The organism is Antarctobacter sp. (genome assembly GCF_965277915.1).
Lineage (GTDB): Bacteria > Pseudomonadota > Alphaproteobacteria > Rhodobacterales > Rhodobacteraceae > Antarctobacter.
The window spans coordinates 2,889,204-2,912,536 of sequence record NZ_OZ255849.1; the positions used below are offsets into that span (position 1 = coordinate 2,889,204).

22 protein-coding genes are annotated in these 23,333 nt (G+C 65.9%); 10 read left to right on the plus strand and 12 right to left on the minus strand.

Annotated elements, in window-relative coordinates; genetic code table 11:
* Positions 1 to 61 precede the first annotated feature (61 nt).
* Positions 62 to 1,324 carry a SulP family inorganic anion transporter gene (locus ACQY5B_RS14860; protein WP_420324669.1) on the plus strand — a complete coding sequence of 421 codons (1,263 nt, stop codon included), beginning with the start codon at positions 62 to 64 and terminating at the stop codon, positions 1,322 to 1,324.
* A gap of 147 nt (positions 1,325 to 1,471) precedes the next feature.
* Here ACQY5B_RS14860 and rpiA read toward each other — a convergent pair whose 3' ends face one another.
* The 4 genes from rpiA to ACQY5B_RS14880 form a co-directional block, all read right to left on the minus strand.
* A complete protein-coding gene (gene rpiA, locus ACQY5B_RS14865; protein WP_305970495.1) occupies positions 1,472 to 2,254 on the minus strand; it encodes a ribose-5-phosphate isomerase RpiA in 783 nt (260 codons plus the stop codon).
* Between the two features lie 110 nt (positions 2,255 to 2,364).
* Positions 2,365 to 2,799, minus strand: coding sequence for a hypothetical protein (locus tag ACQY5B_RS14870; protein WP_420324668.1), 435 nt, complete (start codon positions 2,797 to 2,799; stop codon positions 2,365 to 2,367).
* Between the two features lie 111 nt (positions 2,800 to 2,910).
* Complete coding sequence (locus tag ACQY5B_RS14875; RefSeq protein ID WP_420324667.1) at positions 2,911 to 3,594, minus strand: anti-sigma factor; 684 nt, start codon at positions 3,592 to 3,594, stop codon at positions 2,911 to 2,913.
* A complete protein-coding gene (locus ACQY5B_RS14880) occupies positions 3,591 to 4,142 on the minus strand; it encodes a sigma-70 family RNA polymerase sigma factor (protein ID WP_420324666.1) in 552 nt (183 codons plus the stop codon). Before ACQY5B_RS14880 ends, ACQY5B_RS14875 begins: the two co-directional genes overlap by 4 nt.
* 92 nt (positions 4,143 to 4,234) lie before the next feature.
* Here ACQY5B_RS14880 and cobS point away from each other — a divergent pair, with 92 nt between their 5' ends.
* A complete protein-coding gene (gene cobS / locus ACQY5B_RS14885) occupies positions 4,235 to 5,221 on the plus strand; it encodes a cobaltochelatase subunit CobS (RefSeq protein WP_305970491.1) in 987 nt (328 codons plus the stop codon).
* Between the two features lie 124 nt (positions 5,222 to 5,345).
* On the opposite strand, the gene ACQY5B_RS14890 is transcribed toward cobS, so the two are convergent.
* Positions 5,346 to 5,561 (minus strand): hypothetical protein, encoded by a 216-nt coding sequence (locus ACQY5B_RS14890; RefSeq protein WP_305970490.1) that lies wholly within the window; start codon positions 5,559 to 5,561, stop codon positions 5,346 to 5,348.
* Positions 5,562 to 5,752: 191 nt separating this feature from the next.
* Between ACQY5B_RS14890 and ACQY5B_RS14895 the strand changes: the two genes are divergently transcribed.
* Positions 5,753 to 6,139, plus strand: a complete 387-nt coding sequence (locus ACQY5B_RS14895; protein WP_420324665.1) for a hypothetical protein — start codon at positions 5,753 to 5,755, stop codon at positions 6,137 to 6,139.
* A gap of 6 nt (positions 6,140 to 6,145) precedes the next feature.
* Here ACQY5B_RS14895 and ACQY5B_RS14900 read toward each other — a convergent pair whose 3' ends face one another.
* The gene (locus ACQY5B_RS14900) at positions 6,146 to 7,177 is read right to left on the minus strand and encodes a hypothetical protein (RefSeq protein WP_420324664.1); all 1,032 of its coding nucleotides are present in this window, start codon (positions 7,175 to 7,177) and stop codon (positions 6,146 to 6,148) included.
* A 121-nt stretch (positions 7,178 to 7,298) separates the two neighbouring features.
* Here ACQY5B_RS14900 and cobT point away from each other — a divergent pair, with 121 nt between their 5' ends.
* Positions 7,299 to 9,176: a cobaltochelatase subunit CobT gene (gene cobT / locus ACQY5B_RS14905; RefSeq protein WP_420324663.1), complete on the plus strand. Its 1,878-nt coding sequence runs from the start codon at positions 7,299 to 7,301 to the stop codon at positions 9,174 to 9,176.
* Here cobT and ACQY5B_RS14910 read toward each other — a convergent pair.
* A complete protein-coding gene (locus tag ACQY5B_RS14910) occupies positions 9,160 to 9,630 on the minus strand; it encodes a hypothetical protein (protein ID WP_420324662.1) in 471 nt (156 codons plus the stop codon). The two genes, cobT and ACQY5B_RS14910, sit on opposite strands and share 17 nt — an antisense overlap.
* A gap of 140 nt (positions 9,631 to 9,770) precedes the next feature.
* Here ACQY5B_RS14910 and ACQY5B_RS14915 point away from each other — a divergent pair, with 140 nt between their 5' ends.
* The 4 genes from ACQY5B_RS14915 (at position 9,771) to ACQY5B_RS14930 (ending at position 14,982) form a co-directional block, all read left to right on the plus strand.
* Positions 9,771 to 11,537 (plus strand): aminopeptidase P family protein, encoded by a 1,767-nt coding sequence (locus tag ACQY5B_RS14915; RefSeq protein WP_420324661.1) that lies wholly within the window; start codon positions 9,771 to 9,773, stop codon positions 11,535 to 11,537.
* Between the two features lie 59 nt (positions 11,538 to 11,596).
* On the plus strand, positions 11,597 to 11,938 hold the full coding sequence (locus ACQY5B_RS14920; protein ID WP_305970484.1) for a DUF427 domain-containing protein: 342 nt from the start codon (positions 11,597 to 11,599) through the stop codon (positions 11,936 to 11,938).
* A gap of 538 nt (positions 11,939 to 12,476) precedes the next feature.
* Complete coding sequence (locus tag ACQY5B_RS14925; RefSeq protein ID WP_420324660.1) at positions 12,477 to 13,460, plus strand: SH3 domain-containing protein; 984 nt, start codon at positions 12,477 to 12,479, stop codon at positions 13,458 to 13,460.
* A 145-nt stretch (positions 13,461 to 13,605) separates the two neighbouring features.
* Entirely contained in the window at positions 13,606 to 14,982 is a 1,377-nt protein-coding gene (locus ACQY5B_RS14930; protein WP_420324659.1) for a DUF2610 domain-containing protein, read from the plus strand.
* A 10-nt stretch (positions 14,983 to 14,992) separates the two neighbouring features.
* On the opposite strand, the gene ACQY5B_RS14935 is transcribed toward ACQY5B_RS14930, so the two are convergent.
* Entirely contained in the window at positions 14,993 to 16,600 is a 1,608-nt protein-coding gene (locus tag ACQY5B_RS14935) for a chloride channel protein (protein ID WP_420328641.1), read from the minus strand.
* A gap of 143 nt (positions 16,601 to 16,743) precedes the next feature.
* Between ACQY5B_RS14935 and ACQY5B_RS14940 the strand changes: the two genes are divergently transcribed.
* The gene (locus ACQY5B_RS14940; protein WP_420324658.1) at positions 16,744 to 18,117 is read left to right on the plus strand and encodes an FAD-binding oxidoreductase; all 1,374 of its coding nucleotides are present in this window, start codon (positions 16,744 to 16,746) and stop codon (positions 18,115 to 18,117) included.
* Between the two features lie 89 nt (positions 18,118 to 18,206).
* Here ACQY5B_RS14940 and ACQY5B_RS14945 read toward each other — a convergent pair whose 3' ends face one another.
* A complete protein-coding gene (locus ACQY5B_RS14945; RefSeq protein ID WP_420324657.1) occupies positions 18,207 to 18,788 on the minus strand; it encodes a TetR/AcrR family transcriptional regulator in 582 nt (193 codons plus the stop codon).
* Positions 18,789 to 19,040: 252 nt separating this feature from the next.
* Here ACQY5B_RS14945 and ACQY5B_RS14950 point away from each other — a divergent pair, with 252 nt between their 5' ends.
* Positions 19,041 to 19,415 carry a hypothetical protein gene (locus ACQY5B_RS14950; RefSeq protein WP_420324656.1) on the plus strand — a complete coding sequence of 125 codons (375 nt, stop codon included), beginning with the start codon at positions 19,041 to 19,043 and terminating at the stop codon, positions 19,413 to 19,415.
* Positions 19,416 to 19,449: 34 nt separating this feature from the next.
* Here ACQY5B_RS14950 and recN read toward each other — a convergent pair whose 3' ends face one another.
* From recN to lpxC, 3 genes are all read right to left on the minus strand, one after another.
* Positions 19,450 to 21,102 carry a DNA repair protein RecN gene (recN, locus tag ACQY5B_RS14955; RefSeq protein WP_420324655.1) on the minus strand — a complete coding sequence of 551 codons (1,653 nt, stop codon included), beginning with the start codon at positions 21,100 to 21,102 and terminating at the stop codon, positions 19,450 to 19,452.
* Positions 21,103 to 21,138: 36 nt separating this feature from the next.
* On the minus strand, positions 21,139 to 21,993 hold the full coding sequence (locus tag ACQY5B_RS14960) for an outer membrane protein assembly factor BamD (protein ID WP_305970479.1): 855 nt from the start codon (positions 21,991 to 21,993) through the stop codon (positions 21,139 to 21,141).
* A 132-nt stretch (positions 21,994 to 22,125) separates the two neighbouring features.
* Positions 22,126 to 23,055, minus strand: coding sequence for a UDP-3-O-acyl-N-acetylglucosamine deacetylase (gene lpxC, locus ACQY5B_RS14965; protein WP_420324654.1), 930 nt, complete (start codon positions 23,053 to 23,055; stop codon positions 22,126 to 22,128).
* Positions 23,056 to 23,333 lie beyond the last annotated feature (278 nt).

Consider the following 23,333-nt stretch of genomic DNA (forward strand, 5'->3'; position numbering starts at 1 on the left):
CGCGCCGCTGCGACCACAGGTCCATTGCCAGCCCCACCCCGGCAGGCGTAGCCATTTGCCCATGAAGCCCAAGCTGCTGACCACCCTGCCCGGCTATACGCGGGCCGATCTGACGCGCGACGCGCTGGCCGGCGTGACCGTGGCGATGGTCGCCCTGCCGCTCAGCCTGGCCATTGCCATCGCCTCGGGCGCCGATCCGGCCAGCGGTCTGGTCACGGCGATCATCGGCGGTCTTGTCGTCTCGGCTCTGGGCGGTAGCCGGGTGCAGATCGGCGGGCCGACGGGCGCCTTCATCGTGGTGGTCTTCGCCACCATCGCCCAGCATGGCTATGACGGTCTGGTACTGGCGACGCTCATGGCGGGGGTGATCCTGCTGGTGGCCGGCGTCCTGCGCGCCGGACGGTTGATCGCCCTGGTGCCAGAGCCCGTCATCAACGGGTTCACCATCGGCATCGCCATCATCATCGCCACCAGCCAACTCAAGGATCTCTTCGGCCTGACGATGGAGGAGGTCCCGGCGGAATTCCTGCCCAAGCTCGCCGCGCTCTGGGCGGCGCGCGAGACGGTGAACACCGCTGCGCTGGCCTCGGGCCTTGCGACGATGGGGCTGATCGTGGCCCTGCGCCGGGTCTGGCCCCGCTTTCCGGGGCTGATCCTTGCCGTGGGCGCGGTCTCGGCCGTGGTCGCGGTCATGGCCCTGCCGGTCGACAGCATCGCCAGCCGCTTCGGCGCCCTGCCCCGGGCACTGCCCGCCCCCACCCTGCCAGAGATCACGCTCGCCCGGGTCACGGAACTGCTGCCCTCGGCCTTTGTCATCGCCTTCCTCGCCGGGATCGAGTCGCTGCTCTCGGCGATGGTCGCGGACCGCATGATCGACGGCCGCCACCGCCCCAACGCCGAGATGCTGGCCCAGGGCGCCGCCAACATCGGCTCGTCGCTCTTTGCCGGGCTGCCGGTCACCGGCGCCATCGCCCGCACCGCCACCAACGTCCGCGCCGGAGGCCGCACCCCGGTCGCCGGCCTGGTCCATGCGCTGACGATCCTCGTGGTGATGTTCGTCGCCGCCCCGCTGGCCGGCGGCATGGCCATGCCCGCGCTGGCGGGCCTGCTGATCCTGACGGCCTGGAACATGTCCGAGCCGCACAAGTGGCGCGGCTACCTGTCCGAACGTCCCTCCGACGTCGCGCTCTTGTTGCTGACGCTGGTGCTGACGGTGCTGACCGACCTGACCGTTGCCATTGCCGTCGGCGTGGGCCTTGGCCTCGCGCTGCGGCTGGCACGACGCGACGTGCCCCCCGCCGACTGGCACCCGCGAGACCGCTGACGCGCCGCTTGCCCGCGCCCTGCCCGGTGATCGCCCGGCACAAGGGTTAACGAAATCCTGCCGCCTTGTACGAAATGCTGAAAACGCTGTACGTTTTGTACAAAACGTACAGACCGAACGGTTCAGTTTCCGCCCTTCAGAACCCGCTCAGATATCGCGAAAGATGTTGTCGTCCTCGACCAAATCCAGCTGGTTTTCGCTCACCGTTCCGGCGTTTATGTCACGGGTTTCAACCCGCCCGTCGCCATGTCCGATGATGACCTTGTCGCAGATGTCGATGAACAGCCCGTTCTCGACCACGCCGGGGATCTGGTTCAGCACCATCGCCAGTTGCCGGGCATTGCCGATCCGGCTCAGGTGCAGGTCAAGGATGTGATTTCCCTCGTCGGTCACGAAGGGCCGCTCGCCGTTCATCCGCAGCGTCGTGCGGCGCCCCATGACATCCATCGAGACAAGCGTCTCCTCGATCAGCGCCTGCGTGGTCTGCCAGCCAAAGGGGATCACCTCGACCGGCAGAGGGAAATTTCCCAGCCTTTCCACCTCTTTGGCGGCATCGGCGATGACGACCATCTGGTCGCTGGCCGTGGCCACGATCTTTTCCTGCAGCAACGCGCCGCCGCCGCCCTTGATCAGGTTCAGGTCGCCGTCGAACTCATCCGCGCCGTCGATGGTGAGATCCAGCCAGCGCGCCTCGTCCAGCGAAACCACCTCGATGCCCACGTCGCGGGCCAGCTCTGCGGTGCGGGTCGAGGTCGGCACGCCACGAAACCGCAGCCCCTCCTCGCGTACCAGCTCACCCAGGCAACGCACCAGCCAGGCCGCGGTCGATCCCGTGCCCAGCCCGACCCGCATGCCCGATTCCACCAGCGTTGCAGCCTGTTTCGCGGCGGCGTACTTGGCCTTGTCGATCGGGGACAGCTCTCCGGCCATGGGGATCTCCTTGCGTTGGCGGGCGTCACGACGCCGTTATAAGCGCCGCAATCCATCCGGGCGAGGCAAAACTGCCAAGCCCTTTAACGGGTTGCGATCCGCAGAACTGATTACAGGCGAACGCGCACCGGATCGAACCCCAGCAGGAATTTCTTGCCTTTGCCGGAACTGCCCGACAGCGGCTTGCAGCGTGCCTTGACCGTGGACAGGTCGGCTTTGCGTGGTGCGCGGGTGAAAAAGCTGAGGTTCTTCATCACCTTGACATCGCCCACCTTGACCCAGCCCTTGCGAAAGGCGGTCTTGGTGTTGCGATGGGCAAAGCTGGTCGAAGCGCTGCTGGCACCGCAGACATGGGCCACACCCCGGATGTCCAGCACGGCCCAGGCGAATTCGATCTTGCCGAGAGCGCTGTTCCAGTTCAGCTCGTTGACCACAAAGCCCTTGTTGACCGGGACTTCGACAATCCCCTGCTGGGCTGCGGCAGGCAGCGTACCGGCCAGTGTGAGGGCGGCCACGGCCAGGGCGGACTTGAACGAGCGGACCATTACGGTTCTCCAATGCAAACCTTTATCACCACAAAGGGTTAGGCGCCGCGCGCGACGGGCACAACCCCGCGCGGCCGGTTGTCCTGCCTACGTGGCAACCCGGGCGCGCCACTAGTCCACGGCCAGAACCCCCTCCGCCCGGAGATCGCCCGAGGGCATGCCGTCGGGCGACCCGCCGGGCTGTTCTTCCGACACCCCCAGCCGGGCCCCGTCCAGCCTGTCCACAAGCGCCGGCGGGACGGCCACGAGGGTCTCGGCGCCACGCAACAGCGCCAAGGAAACCGGCGCGCCCTCTTCGGGCAGCAGCCACAGTTCCAGCACCTTCCCCTCGCCCGCACCACCCGCCTGCAGGGTCACGGTCAGCACGCCCGTGAACGGTGCAAACCGCGTGCTCAGCACCAGGTCCCCCTTCGGCTCGGAGAGGTCCGCCCCCAAGGCGGGGGCCTTGGTCTCCAACAGCCCCGACCACAGCACCGCCCAGGCAATCGCGGCCCCGGCCACAGCACCCACGAGATAGGGCAGAACCTGCCGCCAGACCGGGCGACGGTCCTCGACGCCAAAGACCTGACCCTCGATTCGGCGCAGCACCTGCGGTGGCGGAGTTTCAGCGGGAATCATGTCGGTAAAACTGGCGAAATACGCCGTCCACGCCGCCACGTCCTGCTGCAGGTCCGCATCATGGGCCAACTGCGCCTCGAAAGCGGCGATCTCTGCCTTGGGCATCAGCCCCAGAGAATACTCGGCCGCCCCCGCCTCGGCACCGCCGGGCAGTTCGGTCTCAAGCCGGGCGTTCATCCGCTCAGGCACTCCCGCACCTGGACAAGATCGGTCCGCACCGCCGCGCGCAAAGCGTGTTTCGACGTCCCCGCCCCCTTGGCCAGGTCATCGTAGGTCGCACCGTAGAGATAGGCGTGGCGCAACATGTCGGCCCGGGCGCGCGGCAGTTCGCGCAGGCAGACCTCCAGCGCGCGGGCCTCCTCGCGCATGCCGGCCAGGTCCTCGGCATCCGGGCGCGTGGCATAAAGACGCTCCGTGATCTCCAGCGGCCCGACCATGCGCCCCGCCGCCCGCTCTTCCCCCAGCCGCGCGATGGCCGCATCACGCGTGATCGTCACCAGCCAGGTTTCGGGCGCCGCCAAGGCGCCGCGATACTGGCCCGCCGCCTTCCACACCCTGACAAAAACCTCTTCCAGGATGTCCTGTGCCAAGATTTCATCGCGCAGGATCCGCAGGGCGAGGCCATAAAGACGCGGGGCCATCGCGGCGTAGAGCCTGCGAAAGGCGCCACGATCACCGCCCGCCACCCGGCCCAACAGGGCTTCGATTTCATCCTGCGCGGTCATAGGGATCGTCTCACCACTTCCTCTTGCCACTCCTGAAGATATGTTGCACCTAACGCGAAGCATTCGAGCTTTGACAGAGGGACGTGGGAACAATGGCGGACGGCATGATCGATATCAACGCGAAACCGACCGAGGAAATCTCTGTCCGTGAAGTCTTTGGCATCGATACGGACATGATCGTACACGGTTTTCCCGACCGGACCGACCGTGTTCCGGACCTCGATTCCACCTACAAATTCGACCCGGACACGACGCTGGCGATCCTTGCGGGCTTTCGCAACAACCGCCGCGTGATGATCCAGGGCTATCACGGCACCGGCAAATCGACTCACATCGAACAGGTTGCCGCGCGCCTGAACTGGCCTGCGGTCCGCGTGAACCTCGACAGCCACATCTCCCGGATCGACCTGATCGGCAAGGACGCGATCAAGCTGGTTGACGGCAAGCAGGTCACGCAGTTCCAGGAAGGCATCCTGCCCTGGGCCCTGCGCAACCCCACGGCCATCGTGTTTGACGAATACGACGCGGGTCGCGCGGACGTGATGTTCGTGATCCAGCGGGTTCTGGAAACCGACGGCAAGCTGACCCTTCTGGACCAGAACGAGGTCATCACCCCGCACAAGTATTTCCGCATCTTCGCGACTTCGAACACAGTCGGCCTTGGCGACACCACCGGCCTGTATCACGGCACCCAGCAGATCAACCAGGGCCAGATGGACCGCTGGAGTCTCGTGGCGACGCTGAACTATCTGTCGATCGACGCGGAAACCAACATCGTCCTCAGCAAGGCGCCCCACTACAACACCGAGAAGGGCCGCAAGACGATCCGCCAGATGGTGACGGTGGCAGATTTCACCCGCCGCGCCTTCATGAACGGCGAATTGTCGACCGTGATGAGCCCGCGGACCGTGATCGCCTGGGCCACCAATGCCGAGATCTTCCGCAACGTCGGCTATGCCTTCCGCGTGTCCTTCCTGAACAAATGCGACGAGCTGGAGCGCCAGACCGTGGCCGAGTTCTACCAGCGCTGCTTTGACGAGGAACTGCCGGAAAGCGCGGCCAGCCTCAGCCTGGTGTAACAGCGACGCGTTCTCACCGACGACACCCACAAAAAAAGGCCGTCCGGGGCATTCCGGACGGCCTTTTTCTTTTCGGGCAAATCCAATTCGTTTCAAAGCCGCGCGGCACAGCGCCCGCCCTGCGTCAGAAGGCGAAGTCATCCGCGACAAAACTGTCGCCGGGAAAAAAATTGTCACCGGGAAAAAAGTTGTCACCGGGAAATTCCGTGCGATGGTTGTGGTTGATCTGAACTGCCACCTCGTCACCAGCGGTGAGGTGATTGTGATTGATCTGAACGGCCACTTCATCGCCGCTGGTCATCTGGTTGGTCTGGTTGAAAACGAAGCTGTCGGTGGACATGGTATCTCTCCAAATCGTTAAGCGGTTGTTCTGACACGGGTCTAGCGCCTGCCCGTCCGGGGCGTCAGGTCAGGAAAACCCGCTGGTCCGGAAAACCATGCCCGCAAGGGTTCGCGCGGCCATTCGAAAAGTTTTCCCGTCGATTAATGATTGGGCGAAAAATTGGTGTTATCGTACGCTTTATGAGCGGTATGAAAACTTTTTCGGGGCTCATTGGCCTCTTTTCCATTTGCGCCCTTCCCTTGGCGGCGTTGACCGAGGAACCGCGCGAAAGGACCCAGGTCTTTGCCGTCTGCCTCGGCCGCGCCTCCGCGGAGATGGAGCACCGATGGCTGATCGGCGGCGGCGCAGAGTCCGAGCAGGACCGCCGCGCGATGTTCGAAATGCTGCTGGACACGGTCGCGCCCAGCTCGGGCCTGCCGGGGCCACAGATCCTCGACATGCGCATCCGCGCCAAGATGGCGCATGCGCAATTGCTGCAGATCGCAACGTTCCACACAGATCCCGATCGCAAGCGCCGCGCCGCCGCTGCGGCACGGCGGGCCATGCGGCCCTGCTCTGCCCTGCTGCTGAGCTGACCCGCCTCAGAAGAAATCCGGACAGAACCCGCCTGCGGCCTCCACCATGCGCTCGATGAAGGCGCGCCGGTCGGGGTCATTGTACTGCGCGGCCCGGGTCTCTGCGGAGGCGCGCAACGCCTCCCTGAGGCGCTTGCGCTCTGCCTCATCGGTGGCGCCCCGCAACTCGCTGCTCAACCTGTTGGAGACCATCGCGTCGCCCACCGAGGCACGCACGAAACGCTCGAATGACGGCAAGCCGCCCTCGCCCAGTGCATCGAACAAAGGCCCCTGCCCCTCGGTAATCTGGTGCGCAAGGCAATCCATGTAGCGGGACTGGCTGAGTTCAAACGTCAGCACCGTGGCCAGCGCCAGTTCCGCCGCCTCGGGCGCGATGCGGGTATAGCTGCGCTTGTAGGCGCGGGGGTCAAGCGTGGTCGGATCGCGCAGGGCCCCCTCCAGCACCAGCACGTCGCCCGACCGCCCCAGCGCAAACGGCAGTTCGAAATGATTGAGCTGTGTTTTCACCAGCAGGTCATAGGATCGCGGATCCTCGAATCGCAGCGTGCCATAGCGCAGCGACTCGCCGAAACCCGCCACCTTGAAGCGGCCGTCGCCATCGGGTTCCAGCGTGGCCTCGGCGGCGATCCCCACATACTGCCCCTCGTCGGACCAGAGCGGCGCATGCGGCATCGTCAGCGCCCGCATCCAGTATTGCGTCACCCTGACCGTGTCCGGGGCGTCACCGGGGCCAAAGACCAGCACCTCTTGCCCCGGTACGGTGATGCCCAAAAGGTAAGGCAGCACCAGGTCTCCCAGCCAGGCGCCATGCAGCTGCGACAGATCCGTCACCGGCGCCGCCTCGGCCACCGCCACGGTGTTCAGCGCGAACATCTCCAGCGCCTCGCGGCTACAGCCCAGCGGGCCATCCGGGTCCTCGGACACGGCGTCAGGTGGCGGCGGCACATGGAACGCAGACTGCATTTCCGCACAGGTGACCTCGGTCCGCCCGGCGGCGGGCAGCAGGCAGACCAGAAGGGCAAGAAACCAACGCGACATGATCGAAATCCTTTTGGGTCGGGAATGGGGCCGGAAATGTGCCGATCCTACCCCACGAAGCGGTCCGGACCAAGCCCACGCCCCCTTGCGGGCGACGCCCAAAGGACGGATAACAAGCGCCATGAACAAGCCCAGCGACAACCCCGCCGATCCGTTCAAGAAGGCCCTCGCCGAAGCCACCAAGGTGATGGCCGACGACCCGGAACTTTCGGTCAGCTACTCTGTCGATCCCGCCGGTGTTTCCGGCGAGGCGATGCGCCTGCCGCAGGTCTCGCGCCGGATGACGCGGGACGAGGTGATGCTGGCGCGTGGCACGGCAGACGCGTTGGCGCTGTACCACCGCTATCACGATGCGGGCACCCACGCGCGCTACCTGCCCCAGGGCGACATGGCGCGCGAACTGTACGAGGCGATGGAAACCGCCCGCTGCGAGGCCATGGGTGCACGCGACATGCCCGGCACCGCCGGCAACATCGACGCCAAGATCGGCGCCGAAGCGGCGCGGCGTGGCTACGGCCAGATCCGCGAGGCCGCCGAGGCACCGCTGCCGCAGGCCGCCAACTACCTGATCCGCCACCTTGCCACGGGCCGCGACCTGCCGCCCGACGCTGCCAACGTCATGGAGCTGTGGCGCGGGTTCATGGAGAACCAGGCCAGCGAAACGCTGGACCGGCTGGACGACACGCTGGCCGACCAGTCGGCCTTTGCCAAGTTCGCCCGCCAGATGATCACCGACCTGGGCTATGGCGACCAGCTGGGCGATGACCCCGACCTCGACGACCAGTCCGAGGAAGAGGGCGTCGACGACCAGCAGGACGATCAGCAGGAACCCGATTCGACGGGCGAGGACGACGAGGACGGCGAGGAATCCGAAGCCTCGCCCGAGCAATCCCAGGAAGAGACGCAGGACCCAAGCCAGGCCCAGGTCACGATGGATGACATGGCCGACGAGGAACTGGGCGAAGAGGCCGAGATGCCCGAGGGCGAGGCGCCACTGGAGCCGCCAGCACCTCAGCCGATCTCGGAGGCCGACCCCGAGTATCGCGTCTATTCCACCGACCACGACGAGGAAATCTCGGCCGAGGAACTGGCCGAACCGATCGAGCTGGAACGCCTGCGCGCCTATCTCGACCAGCAGCTTGAACCGCTCAAGGGCGCGGTGTCGCGGCTGGCCAACAAGCTGCAGCGCCGCCTGCAGGCGCAGCAGAACCGCAGCTGGGAATTCGACCGCGAGGAAGGCATCCTGGACGCCGGACGCCTTGCCCGTGTGGTGGCGAACCCGACGACGCCGCTGAGTTTCAAGGTCGAAAAGGACATGGAATTCCGCGACACGGTCGTGACGCTGCTGCTCGACAACTCCGGTTCGATGCGCGGACGCCCGATTTCCATCGCCGCGATCTGCGCGGATGTTCTGGCCCGCACGCTGGAACGCTGCAGCGTCAAGGTCGAGATCCTGGGCTTTACCACCCGCGCCTGGAAAGGCGGGCTGGCGCGCGAGGACTGGCTGAACGCCGGCCGCGAACAGCAGCCCGGCCGCCTCAACGACCTGCGCCACATCATCTACAAGCACGCCGACGCGCCCTGGCGACGGACGCGCGACAACCTTGGCCTGATGATGAAAGAGGGCCTGCTCAAGGAAAACATCGACGGCGAGGCGCTGGAATGGGCGCACCGCCGCATGGCTGCTCGCCGCGAGGCGCGCAAGATCCTGATGGTGATCTCGGATGGTGCGCCGGTGGACGACTCGACGCTGTCGGTGAACCCGGCCAACTACCTGGAAAAACATCTGCGCGACGTGATCGCGATGGTCGAACGCCGGCGCCAGGTGGAACTGCTGGCCATCGGCATCGGCCACGACGTGACGCGCTACTACGAACGCGCCGTGACCATCACCGATGTCGAACAACTGGCGGGCGCGATGACCGAACAGCTTGCCGCGCTCTTTGACAGCGACCCGCGTGCACGGGCCCGATTTGCCGGGATCAAGCGGACGGGTTGACCGGACTGTCGTCCGCCTCGGGCCTCCGCTGGATCGCCGTGTTTAGCGGGTTCCGACCCGCAACAGTGAACTGGGCGTGGTGGACCTTCCAGCAATCCGGGTGGCGGTGCAGGATCGACAGGCCGACATGCGGCGATTCGGACAGGACCGTTCCGTGATGGATGTACCGCGTCTCATGCGTGGCCCGGATCGTGTCCGCATCGCGGAACTCGGCATGGGTGACCTTGCGGATCATATGCGTGATGCTCAGTTCTCGTTGCCGCGCCATGATGGTACGGAACAATTCGCGGGTTTCGTCCACCGAGGCCAGCACCCGGCGCCCCTCGAAACTTTCGACCGTGTTGGGGATCGCGAACCAGCGCAGAACCCCCTCCATGTCCCCCGCCAGCATGGCCTCGCCGCAGCGGTCCAGCATGTCCTGAAAGATGCGCCAGGCTTCCGCGTCGTCCTGCACTGCTCTTTGTCCTTTGCCGTGTTGTCAGCGGTTTAGCACATGGAATACGACGAATGGTCGAAAAAGCCCTGACCGGGTCAATTCGCCCGCTCTTGCCACCGCCGCCGCGGCCGCTAACCTGCGCCGCAAAGGAGTCACCGATGTTCCAGACATTCACCGAGACGGCCTCGCCCGACCAGGGGCCGCCCCGCCTTGCCGCCCTGCGCCAAGAACTGGCCAAGGCAGGACTGGACGGATTTCTCGTGCCGCGTGCGGACGCCCACCAGGGCGAATACGTCGCGCCGCGTGACGACCGCCTGGCCTGGCTGACCGGCTTTACCGGGTCGGCAGGCTGGTGCGTCGCCCTGCGCGAACGCGCCGCCGTCTTCGTCGACAGCCGCTATCGCGTGCAGGTCAAGGCGCAGGTGGCTGCGGATTTCGAAAAGATCGACTGGCCGGAAACCTCGCTGGCGGACTGGATCGGCGAGGCCCTGCCCAAGGGCAAGCTGGGATTCGATCCCTGGCTTCTGAGCGTCGAGCAACACCGCACCCTGTCGGGCAAGCTGCCGGATGTCACGCTGGCCCCGGTCGAAAACCTCGTCGATGCCATCTGGCCCGACCAGCCCGACCCGCCGCAAGGCGCGGTCTTTGCCCAGCCCCTCGAACTGGCCGGCGAGGCGCATGAGGACAAGATCGCCCGACTGGCCGCGAAACTGACCGCCACGGCCGCCGTCATCACCCTGCCCGACAGCATCGCCTGGCTCTTGAACATCCGCGGCAGCGACATCCCCCGCAACCCGGTCCCGCACGGTTTTGCCGTGCTCCACGCCGACGGGCGGGTTACGCTTTACATGGACGCAGCCAAGCTGACCGGGCTGGGTGACCACCTGGGCGACAAGGTGACGCTGCGCGCGCGCGGCGACTTCCTTGGCGATCTCGCGGCCATCGAAGGCAAGGTCCAGATCGACCCGGCCACCTGCCCGGTCGCCGTGGCCGAGGCGCTGACCGACCCGGATGAGGCCGCCGATCCCTGCCTGCTGCCCAAGGCGTGCAAGAACGCCGCAGAGCTTGAGGGCACCCGCGCCGCGCACCTGCGCGACGCGCTGGCGATGGTGCGTTTCCTGGCCTGGCTCGACCTGCAACCGCCGGGCAGCCTGAACGAAATCGCCGTGGTCGAAAAGCTGGAAGCAGAGCGCCGCGCCACCAATGCCCTGCGCGACATTTCCTTCGAGACGATCTCGGGCGCCGGTCCCAATGGTGCCATCGTCCACTACCGCGTCACCGAGAACACGAACCGCAAGGTGAACGACGGAGAGCTGCTGTTGGTCGACAGTGGCGGGCAATATGTCGACGGCACCACCGACATCACCCGCACCATCGCCATCGGCACCCCCGGCGCCGAGGAGACAGAGGCCTTTACCCGCGTTCTCAAGGGGATGATCGCCGTGTCACGGCTGCGGTTCCCCAAGGGGCTGGCCGGCCGCGACATAGATCCCCTTGCCCGCGTGGCGCTCTGGGAGGCGGGACTGGATTACGGCCACGGCACCGGCCACGGCGTCGGCGCCTACCTGTCCGTGCACGAAGGGCCGCAGCGCATTGCACGGACCGGCACCGTACCGCTGGAAGCCGGGATGATCTTGTCGAACGAACCGGGCTTCTACCGCGAAGGTGCCTATGGTATCCGGATCGAGAACCTGATCGCCGTGGAAGTGGCGCCCAAGCTCTACGGGCAGACCGTGGCAGAGATGTTGCAGTTCGAAACCCTCACCTGGGTGCCCATAGACAGGCGGCTGATCGATCCTAACCTGCTCACCGCGGACGAGCGAAACTGGCTCAACGACTACCACCGGCGGGTGCATGATCTGCTGACCCCGCACCTGGATGCGGCAACGGGGCAGTGGCTCTCGGACGCATGTTCTGTCATCTGACATGACAACGTTACAATGCCCGTGTCTGTGATGCGGGGAAAAGACATGGGGGATAAGACATGAGCAAAATCACCATCACGCCGGCCACCGGCACCTGGGTTGTCCGCGCAGGCGGGGCCGTGCTGGGTGAAACCGGCAATGCGCTGGAGCTGCACGAGGACGGCCATGCCCCGGTCATCTACTTCCCGCGTGCCGACATCGCTATGGCGCTTCTCGACCGGACCGATCACAGCACCCATTGCCCGCACAAGGGTGATGCCAGCCATTTTTCGATCGCGTCCAAGTCGAAGACCTATGAGAACGCCGCCTGGTCCTACGAGGACCCCAAGGGCGATGTCGCCCAGATCAAGGATCATCTGGCCTTCTACGGTCAGGACGGCGTGACGGTCGAACACATCTGAGGACACCGTTCCACGGAATTCAGGCCCCATGCGCTCCGGCGCGCGGGGCCTTTGCATGCGGTTCAGCCGCGCCGTTCCAGCAAGCCATCCAGAGGAGGGCTCAGCATCCAGTCTTGTTGACCGCATCAGCGCGTCGAGGTCGTCCAGCACGTTCGGTGAACCGCCGAGGGTACCGCCCGCATGCGGCAAGAACCCATGCGCTGCGGCATCGATCAGCGAAGAATGCGAAGCAAGGCTGACACCGGCCCCCATGTGCGGCCTCAATCAGATGATCGCGACGAGCAGGAAAACGGGTCGCGGATCACGGTCGGATCTTTCGCTCCTACCAATTTTGGTTGCGGCAAAACGCACGCCCCCCCTCGGTCGAGGCGGATCAGGGGGCAGCATCCCGCGCAACCATCGAAAACCCCAATTTGGCCGAACCCCATAAGATACTGAAATCACGGCATGCTATCCCCTAACAAGCGCCCGTAATTGCCTGTTTCCTGTGAATTGGCCCAAGTGTGGATCATCGCTTCCGACAACAAAGGACGAACCCATGCTCAGATTGCTCACATTTCTTTCGGCCCTCTTCTTCGCCAGCGCGGCCGCGGCCACAACCCTCTGGGTCGATGCGCCCCGCGACGGTTTTCTCAACCTCCGCACAGGACCCTCGACCCATTACCAGGTGATCGGCAAGATGCCCCACGCCAGCAGGGTCGAACTGCTGCGCGCGCCCGGCAAATGGGTCAAGGTGCGCCATTTCTCGGGCCGCGTCGGCTGGGCGCACAGCCGCTTCCTGACCGATCAACGCCCGCGCGGCCACCGTCATGGTGGCCACTACGGCGGCCATGACCGGGGCGAACGCTACTGGGTCGACGCACCGCGCCACGGGCACCTGAACCTGCGCAGCGGCCCGTCCCGCAAGCACCATGTTATCGGCAAGATGGCACATGGCGACGCGCTGCGCGTGCTCGACAAGGACGGCAAATGGTACAAGGTCATTTATCGCGGCAAGGTCGGCTATGCCCATCGCCGGTTCCTCTCCGCCCACAAGGTCCGCGCAGGACATGGCAAGGGCCCGGGCAAGGGTCATGGCCACGGGCATGACCGCGACCACGCCGGGCATACCTACTATGTCTACGCACCGGGCTACGCCGGGCTGAACCTGCGCAACGGCCCCGGCACCGACTACCCGGTGGTCATGACCATGAACCAGCGCGATCGCGTGACCGAGCTTGGCCGCCAGGGCAAGTGGATCCTCCTGCGCCATGCCTCGGGCAAGACCGGCTGGGCCCACGGCGATTACCTCGTCAATGGCGACCCGGGCTATGTGGCTCCGCCGAACGCCGGGCGCCATGACGGCCACCGCAACAACCACAGGGGCGGCGGCTGGGACCGCGATCACAATTACGGCCACAACAGCGGACACAGGAACGGCAAGAAATATGACAACTTTGCCGATGCCGTCACCGCCTGCATAGGCCTCACCAATCAGGACATGCAGTTCTGCATCCTCCGGAACCTCGGCAAGATCGACTGATCCGCCCGGTCCACACCGGCGCATGCTGGACAGGCGGGCCCCTCTGGGCCCGCCTTTGCCCTGCCCGGCCAAAGATACTGGTATCACGGCCCTTTCCCTCTGCCGAGGCTTGGCTAGGATTGCCCGGACACAGCCCGAGGACGACATGGATTCGACAGGACACCGCCTCTGCCTTGCCGCCGTCAGCGCGCTGGCGCTGACCGCAATGGCCCTGCCCGCCAATGCCGCAGAGAACGAGGCCGCCTGTCACCGGTTAGCGGGTAGCAACCTGGACAGCGGCCTGCCCGCCCCGTTTCCAGGCGTCCCCTTCGAGAAACTGGACGTGGAACAGGCAATTCCCGCCTGCCGCGCCGCCCTGGCCGCCGATCCCGACGACCCGCGGCTCATCTATCAACTGGCCCGCGCGCTGGACGCCTCGGACGACCGGGTGGCAGAGGCCGCGCGCCTCTATGACCGCGCCGCGCAGGGGGGATTCCCGCTGGCGATCAACAATCTCGCCGCGCTCTATGCCGATGGCCGCGGCGTCGAAAAGGACATGGAGCGCGCCATAGCCCTGTTCCGCGACGCGGCAGAGACCGGCCTGCCGATGGCCATGACGAACCTCGCCTTCCTGCATTGGGACGGCGAGGGCCTTCCACAGGACGACGCCCGGGCCGTCGCGCTTTTTCGCCAGGCAGCCGAGGCCGGCGACGGGCAGGCGATGTTCTGGCTGGGCCGCGCGCATGAAACCGGCCGTGGCACCGACCGCGACCTGGACAAGGCGCTGGACTGGTACCGGGCCGCCCTGCGCGCCGGAGACATGGTCGCGGGGCTGGACGCCGCACGCCTGCTGTTGCGGGACGAGGACGGGCACAGCCCCGACCACGAGGCCGCCGCCGTCGAATACCGGCTGGCCGCTGCCGCGGGCGATCCGCACGCCGCGGGCTGGTTGGCCGGGGACATCCGCGCCGGACGTGTCGCCCCTGCCGACCCCGACGAGCTGCTGCGCCTCTTGACACTGGCCGCCAGCACAGAGGACGCGCAGGCGCTCTTGGACCTCTGGCAGGCCCATCATGACCGGGAAGACCACGATCAGGCGCTGGCGATTGCCTACAAGGCCTACGACCGCGCCTCAGGGGCCGCGCTGTCAGAGGACAACGGCTGGCCCGTGCACCGGCTGATGGCGGCGCGCGCAGTGCAGCAATCCCTCACCGCCTCGGGCCAGGCGCCACGGTCGGAGGAGGAGTTGCGCATGTTCCAGGCCGATTTTCCCGTCGCCATGATCCGCCGGTTCGTCCTGAGTTTCGAGTGCCCGGACCAGCGCAATGAATTCAACATCTACGTCTGGGATTGGTCGCGCATTCATGGCATGGCCGATGCGCAATTCGACTGGATCGAACAGACCCGCGGCTGCACCGTGCCGCCGGAGGTGCGCCACTCCTTTGCCGAGGTCTGGGACATGGCCCTAGCTGCCGGGGCCAGCTACGCCGACCTGGCGGGCCAGGAAATCGGCGATGATGGCCTGCGCTACATCCAGAAGTAGGGCCGCCGCTTCAGCTGTGCTCTTCCTCGGCCGTGGCCGCCAAGGCCCGGTTGTACGCCTTCAGCGCGTCGACGTGGAACAGCGCCCCCTGAAGAACCGGCTCGCCCGTGTCCATCGTCACCACCGGCAGGAAAGGCTCGCCGGTGCGGTCCAGCATCGGCAAGGCCGTTTTCAGCGTTGCCCCGGACTGAACATAAAGACCGTCCTCGATCATCTGCGCACAGGTTGCCTCGTCCGCCGCGCCCTCGTCAGTCGGCTTGCGCATCACGCCCTGCACCCGGAACATGGCCAGCAGGTAGGCCTGCGGCCCCGCCGCCAGCTGCACATTGCGCCGCTCCAGCTGGGTGAGAAAGAACGACCTGTCCACGACGCGGCTGGCCAGGGCGGTCGACATCGACACGGACACCATGACCGCCAGCCCGGTCTGCCAGTCCCCTGTCAGTTCAAAAACGATCAGCGTGGTCGAAATCGGCGCTCCCAGCACCGCGGCCGCCACCGCGCCCATGCCCGCCAGCGCATAGAGCGTGAAAGCCGAGGAAACATCGGGGAAAACGCTCGTTGCGATGTGGCCAAAGGCCAGTCCGGTCAGCGCCCCCACCATCAGCGAAGGCGAAAAGATTCCGCCCCCCATACGCCCCGCCATCGTGATCGACACCGCCGCCACCTTGACCATCGCAAAGACCAATGCCTCGTGCATCAACAGGCCGCCGGTCAGGGCGCGGCTCGTCGTTTCGTACCCGACCCCGATGATATGCGGGAAAAAGATCGCGACCCCGCCCAGCAAGAGACCCGCCACCGCCGGACGCAGCCAATAGGGCAGGCCCAGCTTTTTTTGCAGCCGGGTCTCCATGTCATCAGCGAAAAAGATCGACTGCATCATGATGACGGCGACACCCCCGCAGACCAGCCCGAGGATGAAGAAGGCCGGTAGCTCCAGGTAGAATTCAACCGTCGTCGTGCCGGGCAGAACGAATTCCGTCACGTCGCCATAGACCAGCCGGTTGATGACGGTACCCGCCGCGCTGGCCACCACGATGGGCGCGAAAGCATGCAACGCGAAGTGCCGCAGGACCACCTCCAGCGCGAAGAGCGCCCCGGCAATTGGGGCGTTGAAACTGGCCGAAACGGCCGCCGCCACCGCGCAGCCCAGAAGGTCGCGCCCGGTGATCCCGTCCACCTTCAGCGTATTGGCCACCCAGCTCGAACACATGGCCGCGATATGGACCACCGGCCCTTCCCGGCCCGTGCTGCCCCCTGTCGACAGGGTGATCCACGAACACAGCGCCGAGGCGATCCCGGCCTTCTTCTCGACCCGCCCGTCGTTCAGCGCCGCCCCCTCGATCACGTCCGCCACGGAACGCACGCGCCCGTCCGGCGTCGCCACATGCAGGATGATACCCACCACGATGCCGCCCAACGCCGGGACCAACAGGACCCAGAGCCAGGGCAGGCCCTCGGCAAAGGAATGCAGTCTCTGTGGATCGGGCGTGCCGTAAACCACGGTCTGCAGGCTCTCGATCGCAAAGCGAAAGGCGATGGCGGCAAGGCCAGAGGCCACGCCCAGCCCCAAGGCGATGAACCAGAACTGGATCTGGCCCGGCCCGCGATGGCGCACCATGTCCCAGCCTCGGCCAAAGCCGGAGCGAATCCTGAGCAATTGCTGTTGCAGCAGGCTCGGCAATCCGGCCTCCCTCAATCCGGTGACTTTCCCGCGCCGCAGGCACTGGTTAAGGTGAACCGACCAGTTTTCCGGAGGCCCCCATGCCCATCGCCCAGGCGATCGATGATCTCACAACCCTCCTAGGCGAACGCGTGAGCCTGTCCAAGCCCGATCTCGAAGCGCATGGCGCCTCGGAATCCTATTTTCCCAATACCCCGCCCCAGGCCGTCGCTTATCCGCGCACCAGCGAAGAGGTGCGCCGCATCGTCGAGATCTGCGCCCGCGAAAGCGTGCCCGTGATCGGCTGGGGCGCGGGCACCTCGCTGGAGGGCCACGGGCAGGCCTTGCAAGGCGGGATCAGCGTCGATTTCCGCCTGATGAACAAGGTCCTCGAAATCCGCCCCGCCGACATGGACGTGACCGTGCAGCCCGGCGTCACGCGTGAGGCGCTGAACGAGGAACTGCGCGCCACCGGTCTCTTCTTTCCGGTCGATCCCGGCGCCAACGCCTCGCTCGGCGGCATGGCCATGACGCGGGCCTCGGGCACGACCACCGTGCGCTATGGCACCATGCGCGACAACGTGCTGGGGATGGAGGTGGTGCTGGCCGACGGCCGCATGATCCGCACCGGCACCCGCGCCCGCAAATCCGCCGCCGGATATGACCTCACCGCGCTCATGGTCGGCTCGGAGGGCACGCTGGGGCTCGCGACGGAACTGACCCTGCGCCTGCACGGTGTGCCAGAGGCGATCAGCGCCGGCATCTGCGCCTTTCCCGACATGGGGGCCGCCACCGCCTGCGTGATGGAGACGATCCAGATGGGCATCCCGATGGCCCGGATCGAATTTGCCTGCGACCATACCGCCCGCGCCTTCAACGCCTATGCCGGAACCGACATGGCCGAGGCGCCGCATCTGATGGTCGAATTCCACGGCAGCCCCGAGAGCACCGCGCAGGACGCCGAACGCTTTGCCGAGATCGTCGCCGATCACGGCGGCAGCGCCTTCCGCTGGTCCGGCCGCGAAGAGGAACGCCGCGCGCTCTGGGCGATGCGCCACAACGGCTATTACGCTATCCTCGCCTCGCGCGCCGGGGCGCGCGGCGTCGTCACCGACATTTGCGTGCCGATCTCGCGCCTGGCAGAGGCCGTCGAGGCCACGCAAGCCGACATCGCCTCCAGCGGCATTCCCGGGCCAATCCTGGGCCATGTCGGCGACGGCAACTTTCACGCCATCCTGCTAGTGGATCCAGACCAGCCCGCAGAACTGCAGATCGCCAAGGACCTTGCCGCCCGCATGGCGAAACGCGCCCTGCAACTGGGGGGGACCTGCACCGGGGAACATGGCGTGGGCTATGGCAAACTGCCCTTCATGGCGGCAGAGCACGGCGACGGGTGGCAGGTCATGGGCGCCATCAAGCGCGCGCTCGATCCTCAGAACATCATGAATCCCGGCAAGCTGGTGCCGGGGAACTGACATGGCCGGCTGGGGCGCCAACATCGCAGGTGAGACAGACAAAACATGCGGAAACCTTCGGCATGCGCCGGCGCGACACCGCCTGACCCTCAGCCCAGCACCCCGTCTGCCGCCCGCCGAACACGCGCCGCCCGCGCGGCCTCATCAGGCGGCGGCATGGCCCCGGTGACACATCTCAACTGCCAGTCCCCCACAAGAAGATCGATCCAAAGCGCTGTCACCTCCTCCGGCGGGCCGGCGACTTCGCCAGCAGCGGACAAGCGCCCAAACACCGCCACCAGCCGGGGAAAGACCGTCCCGCGACCGGCTTCGGCCAGCACCGCGCCCAGCGTGTCGCTTGCATCGGCCGCCGCCGCGCGGTTCAGCGCCACGGCCCGTTCGCTCAACAGCATGTCGAGCAGCGCCGCTCCCATTTCCTGCAGCACCTCGCGCCCCGGTCCCGCATCGTGCAAGGCGTCCAGCCGTTCTGTCACCTGTGCCGTGTTGCGCAGGATGAGAGACCGGAACAGACCGGTCTTGTCGCCGTACCAACGGTAAAGCGTTTCGTTGGACGCCCTTGCGCGTTTGGCAACGGCGAGCATCGACAAACCGGCAAAGCCCTTTTCGGCAAGTATGGCATAGGCCGCTTCGGCAATCTGCGCTTCACGGTCTGCCTTGTTCTCTGGTCGCATCACATCACTCCCTTGAGCAAAACCGTATCGGCGTGTACGGATATATGCAAGGCGTACACATGAGTACGCCTTTGAACGGAGATTGATCGATGCCCCATCCCTATTTCGACTATTGCGACAGTCATGATCGCCGCAGACAGCTCCCACTGCCAAAGCGGCGCGCAAGGCGGACAGACTTCTTCGCCAAATCGAAGGCCATCCTGTCCAACACATATGCATGCATCTTCGCGCGCAGATTGCCGACGTGATCCGATGCCCAACAAAATCGAACGACGCGCCGCACTTGCCACGCTCTTTGTCCTGCAAGCTGTCATGCTTGGCGCGCTTTACGCCGGGGTGTCACCGCATCCGCCACAGGCCATCCCACCATTCGCCATGGCCCCATTCCTGGGCGCGGCGCTTGGCCTTTGCGCAGCGGCCTACCTGACGGTCGACGCGTCTCGCGCCGGAAGCGTGCTTTCGGCCCTTGCGGTGCTGGCCGCGCTGGTATCCTTCGGTCCGCAGAAGTATCTCGACCCGGCCTTCCCGCAGATCTGGCCTGCCGTGATTACCGCCCAAGCTGCCTGTGCCGCGTTGCTAGCCGGGCTGTGGCATAGCCGCGCCGGTAAGCAAGAGCGCACGTCGTGACCCCATTTCCCGGCCCGTGCCCGCGACCCGAGACCTATGCCTTGAGCAGTGCCCGCGCCGCCGCGCGGGCCTCTTTCGTGACGGTGTCCCCCGACAGCATCCGCGCGATCTCGTCCTCGCGCTCGCCCGCGGCAAGCGGCACGACCTCGGACAGGGTCACCTCGCCGTCCACCCGCTTGGCCACCCGCCAATGATGCCCCCCCAGCGCCGCCACCTGCGGCGAATGGGTCACGACCAGCACCTGCCCGCCTTCCGACAGCGCCTTGAGCCGCCGCCCCACCGCATCCGCCGTGGCCCCGCCAACGCCCCGGTCGATCTCGTCAAAGATCATCGTGGCCCCGCGACCCTGGGCCTCTGTCAGGCAAACCTTCAGTGCCAGCAGGAACCGCGAAAGCTCCCCGCCCGAGGCGATCTTGTTCAGCGGTCCCGCCGGCGCGCCCGGGTTCGTCGCCACGGTAAAGGCCACCGCATCGCGCCCCTCTGGCCCGGCCGGTGCCTCGGTCACGGCGGTCTGGAACACTGCGCGCTCCATCTTGAGCGGTGCCAGTTCGCCGGCAACCGCCTTGTCCAGTTGCACCGCCGCCGCCCGACGCATCGCCGTCAGCTCCGTCGCCGCCTTGTCGTAATCCGCCTCGGCCGTGTCCACCGCCTTGCGCAGGTCGCCGATGCGCGCCTCGCCCGCATCCAGAGCCGCCAGCTTCTCTGACAGTTCCGCCGCCAGCCCTGGCAGATCGTCCGGCATTACCTGGTGCTTGCGCGCCAGCCCGCGGATCGCAAACAGGCGTTCCTCGGCCTCTTCCAGTTCCAGCGGGTTGAACTCAAGCGCCTCGAGACAATCGGCCACGCCGTTCGCGGCCTCGTCCAGTTCCGCCATCGCCCGGGCCAGCGCGGCGATCGGCGCCTCAAGGCGGCCCTCCGCCTTGTCCGCCGCCCCTTCGAGCCAGCGCAGCGCATTGGCCATCGCGCCCTCTGCCCCGTCATACCCCAGCGCGCTGGAGGCCTGGGCGATGTCGTCGCGGATCTTCTCGGCCGATTGCATCATGCGGCGGCGCGCGTCCAGCTCGGTCTCCTCGCCGGGTTGCGGGTCCAGCTTGTCCAGTTCGTCGACGGCGTGGCGCAGGAATTCCTCTTCGGCCTGAACCGCCTCCAGCGCCGACTGGGCCGACTCCAGCTCCTTGCGGGCCGCGCCCACGGCGCGCCAGCGGCGCCGCACCTCGGCCAGGCTTTCTCCGGCGCCCGCATAAAGATCCAGGATCGCCCGGTGTCCCCTTGGGTCCAGCAGGCCCCGATCATCATGCTGCCCGTGCAATTCAACCAGCGTCTCGGACAACCGCCGCAGCACCTCGCCCGACACGCGCCGATCGTTGACCCAACCGGTCTTGCGCCCGTCCTTGGTGTTCACCCGCCGCAGGATCAGCTCATCCGAGATCGGCAAGCCGGCCTCTTCGAGTACCGCCCATGCGGCATGGTCCTCGGGCAGGTCGAACTCGGCCACGACCTCGCCCTGGTCGGCGCCGGAACGGACCAGTTCCGCCCGCCCGCGCCACCCCAGCACGAATCCCAGCGAATCCAGCAGGATCGACTTGCCTGCACCGGTCTCCCCGGTCAGCACGTTGAGACCCGGCTGGAACTCGAGTTCCAGCCGTTCGATGATCAACATGTCCCTGATTTCAAGCGCGCGCAGCATGGTCCGCCATTGGTCCGGGCACGGGCCCGATGCCTCTTACAACCACTCGCCCTTGATCATCTGGCGATAGATGGCCGACAGCCAGTTGTCGCCAAGCGCCGTGGGCTTCAGCCCCTGCTTCTGCAACAGCTTGTAGCCATCCTCGTACCAATCGGTCGACTGGTAGTTGTAGCCAAGGATCGCCCCCGCCGTCTGCGCCTCTTCCAGCAGGCCCAGCGAGAGATAGCCTTCGATCAGGCGGAACAGCGCTTCGGGCGTGTGTGTCGTGGTCTGGAAATCCTCGACCACCACGCGAAAGCGGCTGATCGCGGCGCCATAGTGCTGCCGCTTGAGGTAGTACCGGCCGACCTCCATCTCCTTTGCCGCGAGATGATCGAAGGCCAGGTCGAATTTCAGGATCGACGACCGCGCATATTCGCTGTCGGGATAGCGTTCGATCACCGTCCGCAGCGCCTGCAGCGCCTGAAAGGTCAGCCCCTGGTCGCGGCCCACCAGTTCGATCTGGTCGTAGTAGGACAATGCCAGCAGGTATTGCGCATAGGCCGCGTCATCGTCGGCCGGGTAGAAATCGATGAACCGCTGCGCCGCAGAGCGCGCGTTCTCGTAATCCTTGTTCTCGTGGTAGGCATAGGCCTGCATGATCAAGGCGCGCTTGGCCCAGTCCGAATAGGGATAAAGCCGCTCTACCTCGCCAAAGTAGAATGCGGCGTCCTTCGGATCGCTGCGAGACAGCTCGTATTCACCACGCTCGAAGATCTGCTTGGCGGTGTAGGTCTCCAGCGGGACATTGCCCGGCCCGACCTCGCGCCGCCGAAGCGAATCGCACCCCGGCAGGGCCAGAGCCACCGCCAACGCAACGATCACCAGTTTTCGCGATCTGCCCCCAGACATGCCCGAACACCCTCTACTCCGTTCGGCGTCCCTTTGGCGGGCCGCCCATTGCGAGGGGTCTAGCACAGAAAATTCCGGTGCAAAATGTCTTACGGCCCGATTAATGCGCGCCATGCTGCCCATGCGTGCGGCTCAGGCCACAGCCGGTATTTCGTGGCGCCCGACACCGGCGCCCGGCAGGCGCCCCGCCTGCCTGCTGTCACACAGAACGACACGATACGCATCGGGCGCCGCAAAGAGAGCGTGCAGCAAGGCATTGGTCATGGCATGGCCGGCCTTGTGCCCCTCGTAATGGCCGAGGATCGGCGCGCCGGCCAGCGCCAGATCGCCCAGGGCGTCCAGCATCTTGTGGCGCACGGCCTCGTCGGAATGGCGCAGCCCGCCCGGGCTCAGCACCCGGTCGCCATCCACCACGACGGCGTTTTCATAGGTCCCGCCCAGAGCCTTGCCCGCGGCGCGCATCGCGTCGACATCCGAGGCACGGCAGAAGGTACGGCTGTCGCACAGCTCGCGCACGAAAGCGCCGTTGGCCAGGTCCATCGTCTTGGTCTGCTCACCGATGGCCGCATCCGCAAAGGCGATATGGAACTGCATCGACAGCCCCTGCCCCGGGAGGCCCGGCGACAGCCGCGCCCAGCCGGTGTCCGTCTTGACCTGGACCGGGGCCAGTATCTCGATGGCGCGCACCGGCGCCGCCAGTTCACGCAGGCCGCGGGCCAGGATGCCGCGCACGAAAGCCACCGAGGACCCGTCGAGGATGGGGGCCTCGGGTCCGTCGATCTCGATGAGGGCATTGTGCACGCCACAGCCGGCCAGGGCCGCCATGACATGTTCCACCGTGGACACCGATGTGCCCGCGCGGTTGACGATCTGCGTACAGAGCGGAGAGGCTTCGACCGCGTCCCATCGGGCGGCAATCATCGTGTCGCCCAGACGGATGTCCGTGCGCTTGAACCAGATACCGTAATCGGCACTGGCCGGACGAATTGCCAGTCGCGCAGGCTGGCCCGAATGAAGGCCGACACCTGTGAATGTGATCGAAGACCGAAGCGTTGTTTGCACGAGGCTGCCCCTGTTTTGCGCACGTCCCCCCAACCTGGACGCGGCTTTGGAGACGGAGGTAACCAAGCTGCGGCAGCGCCTCAAATCAAAGATTGTAACCGTGTGAAACATGGTGCTGAAACAATCGGCAAAACCCCGCCAAGGGCATGAACAAACCAGATTAAACCACTATTTTTAAACCAGAAAATCGCCCGAAACGACCGCGCGGAAACTGGCTCGAATCACCCCGGAAAAACCGGTTTCTGGCAAGAGTGTTGCCATTTGTGAACACATTGAAA

Coding starts and splice junctions, on each gene's coding strand:
- ACQY5B_RS14860 (WP_420324669.1), top strand. CDS start 62: ATGAAGCCCAAGCTGCTGACCACCCTGCCCGGCTATACGCGGGCCGAT.
- rpiA (WP_305970495.1), bottom strand. CDS start 2,254: ATGGCCGGAGAGCTGTCCCCGATCGACAAGGCCAAGTACGCCGCCGCG.
- ACQY5B_RS14870 (WP_420324668.1), bottom strand. CDS start 2,799: ATGGTCCGCTCGTTCAAGTCCGCCCTGGCCGTGGCCGCCCTCACACTG.
- ACQY5B_RS14875 (WP_420324667.1), bottom strand. CDS start 3,594: ATGAACGCCCGGCTTGAGACCGAACTGCCCGGCGGTGCCGAGGCGGGG.
- ACQY5B_RS14880 (WP_420324666.1), bottom strand. CDS start 4,142: ATGACCGCGCAGGATGAAATCGAAGCCCTGTTGGGCCGGGTGGCGGGC.
- cobS (WP_305970491.1), top strand. CDS start 4,235: ATGGCGGACGGCATGATCGATATCAACGCGAAACCGACCGAGGAAATC.
- ACQY5B_RS14890 (WP_305970490.1), bottom strand. CDS start 5,561: ATGTCCACCGACAGCTTCGTTTTCAACCAGACCAACCAGATGACCAGC.
- ACQY5B_RS14895 (WP_420324665.1), top strand. CDS start 5,753: ATGAAAACTTTTTCGGGGCTCATTGGCCTCTTTTCCATTTGCGCCCTT.
- ACQY5B_RS14900 (WP_420324664.1), bottom strand. CDS start 7,177: ATGTCGCGTTGGTTTCTTGCCCTTCTGGTCTGCCTGCTGCCCGCCGCC.
- cobT (WP_420324663.1), top strand. CDS start 7,299: ATGAACAAGCCCAGCGACAACCCCGCCGATCCGTTCAAGAAGGCCCTC.
- ACQY5B_RS14915 (WP_420324661.1), top strand. CDS start 9,771: ATGTTCCAGACATTCACCGAGACGGCCTCGCCCGACCAGGGGCCGCCC.
- ACQY5B_RS14920 (WP_305970484.1), top strand. CDS start 11,597: ATGAGCAAAATCACCATCACGCCGGCCACCGGCACCTGGGTTGTCCGC.
- ACQY5B_RS14925 (WP_420324660.1), top strand. CDS start 12,477: ATGCTCAGATTGCTCACATTTCTTTCGGCCCTCTTCTTCGCCAGCGCG.
- ACQY5B_RS14930 (WP_420324659.1), top strand. CDS start 13,606: ATGGATTCGACAGGACACCGCCTCTGCCTTGCCGCCGTCAGCGCGCTG.
- ACQY5B_RS14935 (WP_420328641.1), bottom strand. CDS start 16,600: ATGGTGCGCCATCGCGGGCCGGGCCAGATCCAGTTCTGGTTCATCGCC.
- ACQY5B_RS14940 (WP_420324658.1), top strand. CDS start 16,744: ATGCCCATCGCCCAGGCGATCGATGATCTCACAACCCTCCTAGGCGAA.
- ACQY5B_RS14945 (WP_420324657.1), bottom strand. CDS start 18,788: ATGCGACCAGAGAACAAGGCAGACCGTGAAGCGCAGATTGCCGAAGCG.
- ACQY5B_RS14950 (WP_420324656.1), top strand. CDS start 19,041: ATGCCCAACAAAATCGAACGACGCGCCGCACTTGCCACGCTCTTTGTC.
- recN (WP_420324655.1), bottom strand. CDS start 21,102: ATGCTGCGCGCGCTTGAAATCAGGGACATGTTGATCATCGAACGGCTG.
- ACQY5B_RS14960 (WP_305970479.1), bottom strand. CDS start 21,993: ATGTCTGGGGGCAGATCGCGAAAACTGGTGATCGTTGCGTTGGCGGTG.